We start from the raw sequence: 15,650 nt of genomic DNA, 5'->3' as shown, positions 1-15,650 counted from the left end.
CTTATTCATCATTTGAGCTACCATTCGGTCGTGGGGTGGTGATGCAAGGTGTATAACATCGATCCATAGCATTAATAAACGCTTTTTTCCCATCAAAACTTCCATTAGGCTGGACTAACCAGGGTTGATCTCCTTGCCAAGTAGTAATTTTTATACGCTGTAACATACCAGGAAGTTCTCTTATTCCCTGTGTCGCAACGATAGATAGTCCATCTCCGTGATTTTTATGAATACAATGAGGTGATTGGTGATGTAACGAAAGAACATCTTCAGGGAAGAGAGGAACTGCACCACCAAATACACGCGCTCTATCCATATTGCTAAAAAGATGCCCTGGCCCTTGAACAAAGGCCAAGGTATGAGCTAAAGCCTGTGAATATTCGCTGTCATAATAAGAGTGTTTTACTAATGCTAATTCATCGTTTCGCATAGCATCAATATTATTTCGGTATTCCTTTTTAATTTTGTGTATTATTTTGGCACGTTCATCGCTAGTCAAACCCTCTTTCTTTAGGGACTCAGCGAGTGAGATAAGACGCATACAATGAGTGCCCAATTTCTCAGCAATATCTACAATCGAATCTAAATGTTCATCTTTTATAATTTGCCCATTTAAGCCAGCTACAGTTTGACCCGAGATTAATCCTAGACCATACATTGCAGAACCAATTCCTGCGTCAATTATTTTTCGACATTCTTTTTGTGATAGATGAGTGATTTTGGATAGTTCTTGGGGATCGATGCTTACTAGTTTTTCAAGAGCGGCTCTCGCGTCGGGATAGAGTTTGGCGAGATGTTTATGTATGCTTATGCGGTGCTGCATATCAATATAGAACGCCTTACAGGCTTCAACACCCTCTTGAGCATGTTGGTGCCTCTCAAGTAGCATCGAGGTATACTCATTCAACGTTTTTCCTTGCATCTTGGCTCTTTCCTCGAGCTGTTCTTTAGGCAAGTTTAAAGCGACTTCGGTAAGTTCCAAATCCGAGAAATATTTGCGACCTTTCTCGGTGACGCATTCTAAATGATGTTCTAATGCGATCCCGCAGGCTTCTACCAATTTTTGGTGTTGTTTTGGGTGTTGGAACAAAGTCAGAAGACCACCTGTAAATCCTTGAACGACTAATTCTTGAGATCGACTCGGCGTATAAGCCTCTTTTCCTGGATGAGGAATTGTTCCGATTGGTAATTGTTCGGCATAAGTTAATAATTCTTGCGCTGAGGCAAATTGGGTTTCAACATTTTTCGTTAAGTGATCTTTGTCTGCTCGATAGAGTTTTTCAGCATCTTTGAATCGTTGTTGATCTTTAGAGTCCAAGTTGTAAAGTATTACTCCCGTACCAACTCCAGTACCAATGATAATTGCCGCTGCTTTTTTCAGCTTAAAAGCATGTTTAAAACTGGAGCTTACTTGTCGGTGGGCTTGCTTGACATAGATAATTTTGGACAACATAATTTTTTCCGCAAAGTTTGTACTTGTTGGTCATTATAGCATCATGTTGATTAATGAATTATTAAGTAAAAAGCCAGCATAGTGCTTTTTTTTTTAAATTGAAATTATGTGAATGAATTGTACTTAATTAAATCCATAATAGATGCAAAAATGGGCGAGAAGATAGGCGCAATAGTTGCTAATAATGCTTTAAATTACTCTACAAAATATCAGGAGTGTTTTAATGAATCGATATACAGGTGAATGCTTATGCGGTGCATGCCGATATAGTATTACAGGGCAAAAACCAAAGGTCATGTACTTATGTCATTGCAGTCGATGTCGGAAAGAAACTGGGACAATACATGGTGCGAATGTGTTTTTTGAAAAGGCTCAATTATCCTGGGAGAGGGGAGAGAATAATCTCAGTTATTTCAAGTTAAACAACACGAGAAAGGAACGCATGTTTTGTAAAACGTGCGGGAGTCCCCTTCCTCGACAAGATGAGAGAGGGTACGTGGTTTTACCGGCAGGCTCTTTAGATGATGGTGTGTGCTTAGAGCCAACAGCTCATATCTTCTATGGAAGTCGTGCGTCTTGGGAGGATAAAGGGGCCGATTTACAACGATTTGATGAGTTACCACAGTCCGATTAAAGCAAACATGTAATCTGTCTTATTCACGACTACGTCATCCAGAGCGTAGAGAAGGATATCCTTCGTTACACCAGGATGACATGACTTGAAAGGCCATTAGGAACAACAACTATCTCATTTGTACGAGTTCATAATAGTAAGGAGATACAGGTTTCTTGCTTCCCTGACTATAAGACCATAGTTTCTGAGGAGGCTCTAAAACCACTGCTTTAGCATTAATCGTCGGTATATCAAAATCATTAAGATTTGTAGAAATTAAGATGAGCGTCTTTCCAGCAAGTGATATCGAGTTTGACCAATATCGATACATTAAACTGTCCATATTAAAAATATGTCTCCCAACAATGGGGTAAACGTCTTGAATTGTTCCATGTTCGAATAACTTTGCTTGATAAAATGCAAGTTCACTTCCTATGTTATACACATCTAGGGGAACTAGGATGGGATCCGTATTTCGTACATGGCTCACATTTTTTGCTATATCATGGAATTGCTCGGTAAGATTTTCCCACGAAATCATTTTTTGGAAGAATAGTTGCGATGCTTTTTGGGAGGGACTAAGAGTGATCATTACCATGACGCAAATATAACAAAATAATAAGAAAACTGCGCCTATATGCCATAATTTGTAAGACGTATTATTTTTAGATGTGAGGATTGCAAGCCAAGGAACAATCGCTATAAGGCCTGGACCTATCCAATCTAATTTAATGAGATGATTAAGACTATAGATGCCAAAAAAGATCAAAGGGAACAAGGTAAATATCTGTAGAAACCGTTTGGCTTTGACTTCAATGCTCACTATATTCGTCGATTTTTTATCTAATAAAAGATAAAGCCCCATGACTCCCGCAGGCAGTAAAAATAAGAAGATTAAGCCGATAAAATGATGGAAGGAAAAACGATTAACTGACTTAAATCGACGCACGCTTTGAAATGCAAATGAAGCCCAATCGTGCATAAAGTTCCAATAAATTACTGGAGTAAAAATAAGAGCGGCTATTAATACGCAAAGATAGGGCTCTTTCCGGGTAAACCAATATCGTGCTGAAGGCACTGTGATTAGATAAAGAAGTACCGAAGGGCCAAGTAATACGATGGTATATTTGGATAACATTCCAAGACCAAGCCACACGCCTGCTTTGTACCAGGATTTAGATTCGTCGAACAGAAAAATGCGATAGAAATAATAGAGTGCAGCGGACCAACAAAGCAAAACAGGTTGATCTGGGGTAGTTAGAGTGGATTGTATAAAATAAAAGGGCATGAGTGATAATATGAGAACTGCATTCAGGCCAGAACCTCGATGAATTAATTCTGTTAATTTGAAACTGAAGAATGCAGCCCCTCCCCAACACAACAATGCGGGAATACGAATACTAAATTCATTAGTACCAAAAATCAGGGTAGCGAGTTTTATTAACAAAGCGACCATAGGGGGATGGTCTAGATAACCAAAATCTAGATGTTGCGAATAATTCCAATAATAAGCTTCTTCAACGAATACATTGTGCGAACCAATGCATAAGACACGTAAAACTAAAGAAACAAAAATAATCGAAAGAGTGAGCCTTACGCTAATATTTTGACTCAATCCTTGACGAGATAGAGCAATATTTTCGGATTTAAGTATAGAAGTCATTGTCCATGTACACAAAACTTAAACAGGCCACATTCTATCCTTTTTAAAGGGGCTAGCATAGTAATAATTGTTTATCAATATCTTTAAATTGATGGGAATAATCTCATAATCCGCTTTGCTCCTTACGGGTTTGCTTTTATTTGGGACTCTTCACGTTCAAATATCTCTTTAGTGATTTAGGTAGCGCGGGCGGTGTCATATAATGTTCTATTTGAGCGGAAATCGACATAAAAAGGTAATTTGTTGGCATAAAAGTATCCGCAAGTAGGCTGCCTTATTTTGACCCAACAATCTGATGAAATAGTAATGCTAGAATTATTATTTGTGCTTTATATTGCCTATAATTTTTGCTTTAATAGTCCAGATGTTATGAAAATAAAAGAACGTTAGAGTGAAGAAGTTAAGTGAAATTTCTATTCATAAAAAGATACTAAAAGCAATAGAAGAAGGGAATGTCGAAGAATTAACATTTTTATTAATTGGTCTTGATTTTGAAAATGTTCTTAACTACGTTACCGACGAAAATGATAAGTCTCTCCATATGTTGATTCAAGAATCAACTATTCCAGAACGAATTAATAAACAATGCAAAATTCATTTTGCTAAGGAAGTAACTCCCCTGCAAAAAATGTTTTTAATAAACGAAGGTCAAACCCATCCTCCATTCAGAGAATTGAGTTTGCTGCTCAAGTTAGGAGCAGATGTTAATCAGCACATCGATCAACAAGGTAATACATTCTTGCATGAATATGTAAGACGGCATGTGGTTCATCCCATAATAGTGACTCGGTTCTATTTAGGAGGCGGGGATTTCTTCAAAAAAAATAATCTCGGCGAGGCCCCCATTGATCAAATGGCCGTTCATGAGGTGAGATTTCTGAACCGTTTAATACAGACACAGGATAGGCGATATCATGCGGCGACACTCATTCAACGGCAATGGCGTTTAAACCAACAAAAAAAACAGATACCCCCAACGATGCCTCCCTTTGAGCATCCACTTTTGCTAAAGCCTGTTCAAGAACCAGTTTTTAATCCTCTTCAGATTGAACAGACAGAAGCTTGGATAGAGCAACATAGCGAACAGGACAGAGAAGTCGCAAGAAAGGTTATCGATTCGATACAGCATATTTCTTATCATCACTTTTTGTTTGGATTAAAAAATACCATAAGAAAATTCAATGAATTCCTTTTATCTCTTCCCGAGTTTGATAGAAATTACGTGTTGGTCATCGATGGCAGAACAGATAAAAGTAATCTTTGGGTTACTAAATTAGCAGAAAAATATCTTGCTATTGCGCCCAAAGAGATTGTCAAAATGACCGATCTTGTCCATTTCGTCCCGGGGGCAGACTTACAGCATCTGGTCATAATAGATGATGCAAGTTACTCAGGAAATTTCTTTTTTCATTTTTTAATGGATTATAACAACAAAATTATGGTTCAAAATAATCAATTGATGAATCTAAAATTTCATTTAGTCATCCCTTTTACTACCGATGAGTCGCGTTTAATATTCCAAAAACATGGCGCTCTGGTACATACTCAAGAAACATTGCCTATTTTTTCAGTTAAAGGAACCTGCTTTCGAGGAAAGACTGCTACATTTTTTGATCATAAAATCCCGAGCTCCATATCTACGATTGAATGTATTGAGAGCGGGAAATTAATTACTGGAGAAGAAAGTGAGGTAAGATTTGTTACGCCTTTTTTGTCGCCTTATAAGCAATAAGAGCTACAAAATTGAACACGTTCTAAAATGGTAGCAGTTGGGGCATTTTGACCCAACAATTCAAAGTTATTGCCAGAAAAACAAAAATATATTCGAGTTGGTTATTTGTTTGATTTATGTCACTTATTTAATTAATATTCCGGCATTGCTCTCAGTCTTTTATTTAATTTCATGAAATTTTTTAATAGTTCTTTACCCTTAAGTGCAATTCAAAACATAGTTAGTCGCTTACCCACAGTCGATAAGAAGAGATTAAGTAAAGTCAATCGAGGCTGGAGACAGGTGTTAGCTCATGAAGGTTCTGAATTATGCATTGAAGCGGATTCAAAGGATGTTTCGGAATTACTTCCTCATATTCAAGCCATTTTACCCGTAACTCCAAAATCTCCTATTACCATAAAACGATTAAGCGGCGGATTTTCTCCTTGGGCAAATAGTTATCTCGTGCAGGTTGGTGACGAACGGTATGTGTTGCGGCATATAAGACATAAGGAAGGACGAGCTCGTGAAGTATTCGCATCTATTTTTTTCGCCCAGAAAAAAATAGCGCCCGAAGTAGAATATTTTGATTTTTCTGCGGGTGTAGTCATCATGCGCTATGTAGAAAATAATCCTTCGATTACTGGGCGGCTGGATGATGAACAATTAAAGCTTATTGCAAAAAAATTTGCAGTGATTCATTCCGGACCCCGGTTACCAAGACGCGCGGAAATTGAAAAATCAACCCTAATCACTGAGCGTCGAATCACTTTAGACAGTTACATTAAAGCCTCGCCTGTTTTCTTCTTGCAACAATTTGCGCTGATGCAACTTGATTATTTAACTGGTTTAGTGAAACAAACTCATTATTGTCACAACGATATGAATCCTAATAATCTGTTAGCGACCCCTGACGATTTCTATTTTATTGATTGGGAATGCGCAGGATTGCTTGATCCATTCTTGGACTTGGCAATTGTGGTTGCCACTTTACGTTTAAAGCCGGCTGCAGCTGATTCTCTTTTAACTCATTATTTAGGACGTAAACCCTCCCCAGAAGAACATTTGCATTATATGTACATGCAACAAATTGCTTTATTGCGATTTGCAATGAGTTTCGCGGCAAATATTAGTGACCCCATGAAAGTTAATCACATTGATATTGCCTCAATTCCAGCGTTTAACGAGTATCAACCGAGTGATGGGGCGATTGATAAAAGCAGTGACGAAGGTAAGTTTTATATTAGCGTGATGCTGATAAAGCAAGCGATGCAAACGGTAAATGATTATCAATTTAAGCAGCAACTCAATACCAAGCTATTAGGGAATGTAACTAAACCGGCAAAAGATTTTAGTCTTGGGGAGCTAAAAATTCCTTATTTTATTATGGGAGGAATTTTACAATATCTGCGCAAAGAGGAACTACAGACGTTACGCCTAGTATGCAGAAGTTGGCGATTATTTATAGATGACCAGGTAGTAAAACCTAAAGGATTGATCGCTGAGAATACAGTGGAAGAAATGAGTAATTCTAAAGGAATTGCAACGCGTCTAAAGCCCACATTACAGTCTGTTCTGCCTTGGAAAACAGGTTCTTTAAAACCACTGGGCGGTGGTTTATCGCCTTTTTGCCAGAACTTCCTATTGGAAGCGTATAACCAAAACTATGTAATAAAAATATTAGAAGAAGGCAGTGTTCAGGGATGGGTAGAGTTATACGCAGCACAAGCTGCTTCAAATTCAGGTATTGGTCCCAAAATGGTTTATTTTAATTTGGCACAAAAAGTAGCTGTCTTTGAATTTGTTTCCAATGATCCGAAGTGGCCATTGGATAAATCATTGGATAGGTTAGCTTCACTGAGTTCAGTAATCAGTGCATTGCATGCAATCAAAGTACCCGTTAAGACATTAAGCCAGGAAAGCGATAAATTTCTGCAATTAAAAGCAACGGTTCAAAAGCTTGTAGAAACAGATTCGAGATTCGATGATTTCTCTTTGGTTTTATCTCTGTTTAATGACTTAGACCACTTACTTAATCTAAATCCAAAAACCAGTCTGTGTCACTATGACATGAATCCTTGGAATATATTATTCCAAACAGAAGGAAATCAATTTTCATTAATTGATTGGGAGTTTGCACGCATAGGAAGTCCACTTTTTGACTTGGCAACCGTTGCGAATTTCTTGCGTTTGAATACGATGGAAGAAACTTTTTTGCGTATTGCCTATGCTAAAGGACGGGTTACCCCTCTGGATGACGCTTGTTATCAAATAACGAAAGCCTATGTCTATTTGCGATATGCTATTTGTTCACTTGGACTGAATACAAGTACTGATTTGCAGCTGGATCCAGGCATATTAAAAGCATTACCACCCTTTAATCAATTTAATCCTTTTCAATTAAAAATTGATAAAAATACGAATGAAGGGCGCTATTACATTGCCCAAATGTTTGTAAAAGCTGCTATGAATTTGCTTAAGGACAAACAATTCATCACTCATTTAAAGACATACCAGCAGGGGTTTAAAACGGATTATATTCCCTCCTTTTTTGCACATTCATCAGAAAGGTTAGATGAACCAAATGGAACAGGAATTATTCCCAATACCTCAAAAGAATTCACATCTTGAGGATACTGCACCCGTACTCATCGGTTTAAGTTTAAGGCTTCCACAGATAGAAACTGAGGAAGCCTTGTGGCAATTTTTAATTGCGGGCCAAAAAGCAAGGTATTCAGTAGATCCTTCACGAATGTGGCGTAGTGAGGGTGAGACGAGTCATGCCAATTTGTTTACTGATTGGAGTTTTTTTGAACCAGAATTATTTGGTCTGAGTGTCAAAGATATTGCTCATATCGATCCCCAACAAAAATTAGCGTTGCATGGCGTACATACTTGTCTGGAAAATACCGGCATAACACGCCATGAGCTACAGCAAGCAATAACCGGCGTTTATGCCGGAGTAATGTCCGTGGATCATCTGCATTCGTATGCAATGAATGCATGCGACAGCGACAGTCGTTTGTTTTTAAATAATTGTGAAGCGAGTGTTGCGAATCGAGTTTCGTACTGCTTTAACTTTACGGGAGAAAGTAAAAGTATTAATGCGGCTTGTGCGAGTTCCTTGGTTGCCTTAAAAGACGCGTGTGACAGTATTCGACGAGGTCAAAATGATTTTGCTTTGGTAGTTGGCGTTAATTATATTGATAGTGCTTTGCGGCATCAGAGCTTCAAAAAAGCAGGTATGCTGTCGCGAAGTGGTTGGTGCCATACCTTTTCTATGCAAGCCGATGGGTATTTGCCTTTGGAAGGAATGGTCACTTTGCTGGTTACCTCAAAAGCAAAGGCGGACGCCTTAAATCTTCCGGTTTTAGCGGCAGTTACGGGGATTAGTTGCAATCACAATGGAACTACCAGCACGATGACCGCTCCGAGTGCTACTGCCCAATCTAAACTAATCCGTTTGGCCCAAAAACAATGTGCCTATCTGGATGTGGCCTACATTGAAGCTCATGGAACGGGAACTAATCTTGGGGATCCTATTGAGCTTGAAGCGTTAAGTCATAATTATCCGGGTTGCCATATTGGTTCCATTAAAGCCAATGTAGGTCATATGGAAGCTGGTGCCGGGCTACTCGGTGTTGCTAAGTGTTTGCTGATTTTAAAGAATCGGCAAATTCCTCCTCATGTACTTTCAGAGACTGCGAATGTTTTATTGCCTGAAACTTTAAAAATCAATACGGAATCTGTTGCTTATAATCATTCGCAAATTGCAGTAAGTTCTTTTGGATTTGGGGGTACGAATGCACATGCCATTTTGCAAAGAGTCCCTGAACGTGTCCCGATTCATACAAATGAACCGTGTAAATTACCGGTGTTGTTGAGCGCAAGAACTAAAGAGGATTTGGAATCCTTGGTGGCACGTTTTGAAGATTATGTTCTGCAAGAGCAAAAGTATCATTTAGCCTTAAACTCGATTTATACCCAGGACCATAGTGTTCCTTTTCGTCAAGCAGGATGGCTCAATGAGCATGAGCAGCACATTGATTGGGTGTCCATGAAGAATGACTTTACCGTTCTTCCTGGGACCTGTGTACCAACAAGTTCAGTGCAATTAAGACCTTATCTGCAGTCTGCTTGTTCGGAACCGTTGCCAGAATACTGGATCCATCTCATTCATGATTTTTTATCCGACATACGTTGTATCGAAGCTTATAGCCGTGGGGTTTCTCTGGCAATCAAAGCCAATCAAAAAACGCAAACTCATTTAATATTAAATGGCGAATCCTATCCTGCCCTAACTAATTTAGATGATTATGTGCTGAAACTTATTCATGGTTTAGTAATCGAACCGCCCCAAGTGAAGCAACTTGTTGTTGAAAGTATGGCGCTTTACCAACATCAATATACATTTAAAGGATTTTTACAAAAGCTACTTCCTGCAGAGTTAATCGTTTTGTTTGAACAACAAGACCTACAGCAAATTCAAAATATGTCGATGCATGAGGATAAAAAGTTTCTCCAATATCAATTGATTGTTATCCTTTTATGGGCAAGGGTATGTGTTATTAACAAATGGCAATTAAGTACGGTTAAAAAAGAATTGCTTCGCCGTTTTTCTCCTTCTGTTGTTGAACTTATTGCGTTGCTTGAATATCAACTGCTCTTACCTGAGGAGCTCAAATTACTGTTACAGCTTGATTCGGCATCTATCGAGATTTTTAAAAGCAGATTAAGCGAACGAATAACTTCAGTGGCCGAAGCCAAGGCTTTTACTTTATTAAGTGCTTATTATAAACCGCTGTTAAGGTTTACTCAGGATTCGCAAAACAAGAGTCCCAATCAATGTATTTTTCATCTTAAAACAGGACAGAGCATTTGCATCGATCTGGATATAGTGAGTGACAAAGATGTGGTGACCTTAAGTGATGAATTCATACTGCAATTATGGCTTATGGGTATGGTTATTGATTTTGAGCGTTATTTAGGAACAATGCCTTTTGAACGGAAATCTTATTTTAAAAAAACAAAGAACGATTCGCGAGAGAATAAAAAGCAATTTTATACGTTGCAAACCACGTTGAAATGCATGAATCACCATGAGTTCGCGAATCTTAAAACTACGCATTGGGCCGAGTGTTCGCTACAGGATATTTTGGCACATGATCTCTGGGTTACGATCGATTATCCAGAAAAAGATCCGCTTCAGTGGGTATTAGAAATAATTCGCCAACTCTCAGTTAAATGCAGTAATCAGCTAAAAAAGCAACGGACTATTTACTTAAAATTAGATGAAAACTATTCCTCGCAAGAAGTCCAGCTCATCACGCATTTTGTCAACGCAGTAAACTTGGAAATCAACCCTCTGCATATTAAGGTAACTGATTTTAAAGGCAGATTTTATCAGTACCAACATGTCGCTTTGCAATGTTCTAAGGTGGCAAATCAAGCTTTTGCATATAATGGAATCTATGTTTTAGTTGGCGGGGCCGGTGGGGTAGGTTTAAAGCTTGGTGCTTATCTCCACGAAAAATATGCAGCACAAGTTCATATAGTAGGGCGCAAACCCTATCATCAATTAGATGAACACGTACAGGTACAATTACAGCAAAGTAAAATGATTTATCATTGCTGTGATCCTGACGAAAATGAGGCTCTTTTAACCTGCTTAAAAGAGATCGCCGCTTCCGAGAAAATTTCCGGTATTTTCCATTTGGCGGTGGCGCGTCACGATGAATGGTGGGTTAAGCAAAGTGAACATTCATTATCCGATACTTTGAAGGATGTGATTCAACGCAACAGTTGGTTGGTCGCGCAAGAGTTGTCTCAGTTCGCCAAAAATCTGTATGTTTTTACTTCCATCCAAGCTTATGTTCCCAATTTAGGGGCTACAATCTACAGTTTTGAAGCGGCATTAAAAAATTATTTAATAGCACAACAAGAAAGCCTTTCCTGCTTTGTTACCGCATTGGGCGTAATCGAAGGTATTGGGTTAGCAACATCAGCTGATTATTCCAAGTATATGGCGAGTAATGATTTGGCTCCTTTATCGTTTGCTGAGTTGATGGAGCTTTTTGAGCAGCAAATTGATACGCAAACTCCATTTGCATTAATTACTGGCCGTACGAAACCGAACGATTTTATAAGCACTGTTACGGTCAATAAAAATAAAATCTTAGAAGAGTTTGTAGCATTAAGTCTTTTGTTGCGCATCAACCAATCATTCCCCATGCATGGTCTTAGCGCGGCCATGTTTTTTGCACCGTTCCAAAAACACTTTCAATTATTGGTACGTGAATTATTTAATATCTGGCAGAAGCTACAGTTTGTTCGCATGGAAGATGATTTTATTTTTATAGCTCAAGAGAACAAACAACTTGAGGCGATAAAAAGCAGTTATGAAGATGAATTAAAAGAAGGAAATTATTCCTCCCGGCTTAAATTATTTGCCGCAGTGTGTGATCAATATCCTGAATTATTATCTAGTACTCTATTGCCACACCAAGTTATTTTTCCGCAGGGAAATACGGAATTAGTACAAGGCTTTTACGAACATCATGCGGTTGCTGATCATGCTAATCAGATGGTGGCAAGGAAACTAAGAAATTACTGCCGATCATCCCAAAAAACACTAAAAATTCTTGAGGTAGGTGCGGGTAGTGGTTCATCAACACGAGCTATTTTAGCAGCGCTACACGATCAATCATTCACTTACTATTTCACCGATATTTCTTCTGCACTGGTTAATAAAGCAAGGCGTCATTTTTCGGAGTATGAACACTCCATGGAGTTCCGAATATTTGATATGGAACACATGGATTCTCAGCATGAATTTTATCACGCTTTTGATGTGGTGATTGCAACCAATGCGATTCACGCCACGAGTGATATTTTAAATTCACTGAAGAGTTTGAGTGAATGCTTGGCTGATAATGGCCATTTATTATTGAATGAGTTAGTGGAAAAGACGAATTATACCACTGCTATTTTTGGTTTATTTGATGGATGGTGGAATGCGAAAGACCAACATCTACGTCAAATGAATTCACCATTACTGAGTGCGGAACAATGGATATCGGTATTGCAGGAGATGAATTTAACCGATATTGAGTATCAATGTTCTTGTTTAAATTTCTCTACTGCAGAACAAATTGTTATTGATGCCAAAGTAAATCATCAACATCAGAAAAAACAGCCCATTTTGAAGATGCCTCTGGCTAAAGTATCTGTCGGAGGTGGCGTGCCAAAACAATGCATCCAAGTTCATTCAAAAACAAGCCAACAATGGATCCTTGAGCAATTAGCGCAAACACTTTATTTGGATAGGGCAACAATTCAATTAGAAGATCGATTGTCGGATCTTGGTTTTGACTCATTAAGTTTGAGTGATTTATATCAAAAATTAAAACCTAAATATCCTGAACTCGGTATTGCTGAATTGTTTGCAGTAGACACGGTAGATGCACTGGTAAAACGATTCACTACTAATGAATGCACCGAAATTCCTGATGAAGTCCATTTTGATTTAAACCATTATAATCAGGACACCGATATTGCTATTGTGGGGCTAAGCTATCAGCTTCCGCATACAGGTTCTGATGATTTTATTTCTATGCTGCAACAAGGAAAAACAGCATTTGCACCTATACCTAAATCACGATGGGCGCATGACTCATTTTTTGATGCACAAAGAGGAAGGCAAGGTAAATCTTATGCGGAGAGAGGCAGTTTTTTAAATGATATCGCTTGCTTTGATGAAGCTTTTTTTAAACTCTCTCCACGAGAGGCGGCGTTTATCGATCCTCAAGAACGTTTGCTGTTGCAAAATGCCTATTTTGCACTTGAGGATGCGAAGGCTTTTCCGATTGCCTCCGACAATAAAATCTCAGTATTTGTCGGCATAAGTGGTGCCTATTACTCTTGGTTAAATGAAGATTGGACGACCCAAAAACATGCCAATTCTGCGTGCGCTTACTGGTCTGCAGCAAACCGAATTTCATACAGTTTTAATTTGCATGGTCCAAGTATGGCGGTGGATACAGCATGTTCATCTTCATTATCCGCACTTCATTTAGCGAGTCAAAGTGTGTTAACGAATGAATCGACGATGGCCGTAGTGGGTGGAGTCAATTTAATTGTGCATCCACGACAAATGGTAGAACTTTCTGATTTGCACATGCTTTCAGCCCAAAACATCAACGCCACCTTTTCGCAAAATGCAGATGGATTTGTGTATGCAGAAGGAGTCGTCGCGTTATGTATTAAAAAACTAGGGGTGGCGGTTGCCGAAGGTAATAAAATTTATGGAGTCATCAAAGGCAGCGCACTCAATTCAGGTGGTAAAATGCATGGGTATACCGTGCCAAATCCTGAAGCCCAAAAACAGGTTATCCTTACCGCGTTGCAAAAAGCAGGAATTAATTCTTGGCAAATCAATTATATTGAGGCACATGGTACAGGCACCGTTTTAGGTGATCCTATAGAAATTAAAGCATTGAGTGACGTTTATCAAAATAAAGCGTTTCTGGGGTCGGTGAAAAGTAACATTGGTCATAGTGAAGCATGTGCTGGTTTGGCGGGTTTAGTACGAATATTATTGCAGTATCAACATGAGGAAATCTTTGCTGGAGTTAATGCTTGGCCGTTGAATGAGCATTGTCATTTTGAAAAGACCCAGTTGATTATCCCAGAAAAAAATACTCCGTGGGTACAGAGTAGGGGGGCACGTTATAGTGCACTCAGTTCTTTTGGTGCAGGTGGCTCTAATGCACACATTATTGTACAAGATTATCCTATTATTCCTGAAGCGTGCACGCAACACCATACTTTTAAAAAACAAGCCCATTGGAGCGCTCCTCGCAATTGTTCTGTAGCAATTCAAGAATATCCCTTAACGCTGCAAACGAGCGCCTATTACTTTGAACAGCATCGATTGCATCAACGTCCAATATTGCCCGGCGTGGCGCATATTTATTTTTGTTATCAAGCCTATGTACGCAATATAGAAAATACGTCACAGATTAGCATTCGTGAAATAAAGTGGCTTAATCCCATCTTTGCAGACCATGAAGCGGATGCAATGTCACTCATGATTCGTTTTAAAGCGGAAGATACCCACACTCTTTGTGAATTAACAGGTGTACTATTGCATTCAAGCAGTACTTATCATTCTTTAGATGAGGTGACTGCATTCAAGGAATATGCTGCGCTTGCTGTTGAGTGCACTCACGATGTATCAACGGCGGCAATGTATGCCCAATTTCGCCGTAACAATTGGTATCATGGTGAAGTATTTCAATGTGTACGCACCATTCGTGTTAATCAGGATAAAAATAAAGCGATTGCTGCATTAACACTCGCAGAATCTCGTGAAGATCCTACTTTGGATCCCCGCTTATTTGATAGTGTTTTGCAATGTGTTTCGGTTTTGCAAGGGGAATTGCCTGAAGATCAAGTATATATTCCTCAAAAGATTGAGGTGCTGAATTTAGTTCATCACTGGACCACTAAAATTTATGTTGTGGTGGAAGACAAATCCTTACGTGCATACTCTCCACGCTATGACATTTCTATTTTTGATGAACAGTGTCGTTTGGTAAGCCATATTATTGGTTTTTGCATGCTTCCTATTCACAAACAGCAAATTATTCCGCAAAACATAGAGTCATCAGAAAAGCGCTCAGTTACACATAACGAATTGCCAACGTTCCGCGGCTTGACCGCGGAATCCAGAAATCTCTCAGCCCTAGAGCCTGAAACTAAATCAGCGAGCCAAAAACCAATCCATTATTTTAAGCCATTCTGGCAGCGCATTGATTGTGATAAGGAAGCTGGAAGAACACTTGAATGGTTGCAGGTCACCGATAGTCCAAGCACTGATTCAGTATGTTCGATAATGCAGGTAAATCAATTACAAAATACACAGCAATTCATGAGCTTGTTACAGAATTTACAGCATGCTGTGCAAACAAGAAAAAAATTACAGTTGATTTTGTGTTTTGATGATGCTGGAGAAACTGCTGTGTACGCCCAGGCAATCCATGCCTATTTACGTACAGCACAATGTGAGTTTCCTGAGTTACGTTACAGTGTGGTCCTGTTGCCTTGGGAATTGAGTCCGCAACTCTTGCCACGGGTCGCCCAGAGCCAATTGCCTACGTGGGTTAAAATAAACCGGGAAGGTGTTTTTCACACTCAATATTATCATGCG

The 15,650-nt window shown here is 39.0% G+C and carries 6 protein-coding genes (1 of these 6 only partly in view); 4 read left to right on the top strand and 2 right to left on the bottom strand.

All coding sequences use genetic code 11. The features are described from left to right. Position 1: 1 nt before the first annotated feature. Complete coding sequence (locus tag ACWTEW_RS15715; RefSeq protein ID WP_454782603.1) at positions 2-1,453, bottom strand: hypothetical protein; 1,452 nt, start codon at positions 1,451-1,453, stop codon at positions 2-4. Positions 1,454-1,676: 223 nt separating this feature from the next. Here ACWTEW_RS15715 and ACWTEW_RS15710 point away from each other — a divergent pair, with 223 nt between their 5' ends. After that, positions 1,677-2,087 (top strand): GFA family protein, encoded by a 411-nt coding sequence (locus ACWTEW_RS15710; RefSeq protein WP_454782602.1) that lies wholly within the window; start codon positions 1,677-1,679, stop codon positions 2,085-2,087. Between the two features lie 109 nt (positions 2,088-2,196). Here the strand turns inward: ACWTEW_RS15710 and ACWTEW_RS15705 are convergent, their stop codons facing one another. Beyond that, a complete protein-coding gene (locus ACWTEW_RS15705; protein ID WP_454782601.1) occupies positions 2,197-3,729 on the bottom strand; it encodes a glycosyltransferase family 39 protein in 1,533 nt (510 codons plus the stop codon). Between the two features lie 391 nt (positions 3,730-4,120). Between ACWTEW_RS15705 and ACWTEW_RS15700 the strand changes: the two genes are divergently transcribed. The 3 genes from ACWTEW_RS15700 to ACWTEW_RS15690 form a co-directional block, all read left to right on the top strand. Further along, positions 4,121-5,461, top strand: a complete 1,341-nt coding sequence (locus ACWTEW_RS15700; protein ID WP_454782600.1) for a phosphoribosyltransferase-like protein — start codon at positions 4,121-4,123, stop codon at positions 5,459-5,461. A gap of 171 nt (positions 5,462-5,632) precedes the next feature. Beyond that, on the top strand, positions 5,633-8,071 hold the full coding sequence (locus ACWTEW_RS15695; protein ID WP_454782599.1) for a phosphotransferase: 2,439 nt from the start codon (positions 5,633-5,635) through the stop codon (positions 8,069-8,071). Further along, a protein-coding gene (locus ACWTEW_RS15690; RefSeq protein ID WP_454782598.1) for an SDR family NAD(P)-dependent oxidoreductase crosses the window boundary here: on the top strand, positions 8,016-15,650 show its 5' portion. 5,364 nt of this gene lie beyond the right edge of the window; the window shows 7,635 of its 12,999 coding nt (coding positions 1-7,635); the start codon lies at positions 8,016-8,018; the stop codon falls past the right edge of the window. Before ACWTEW_RS15695 ends, ACWTEW_RS15690 begins: the two co-directional genes overlap by 56 nt.

The organism is Legionella stuttgartensis (genome assembly GCF_977063405.2).
This window is presented reverse-complemented; position numbering and strand designations above follow the sequence as displayed.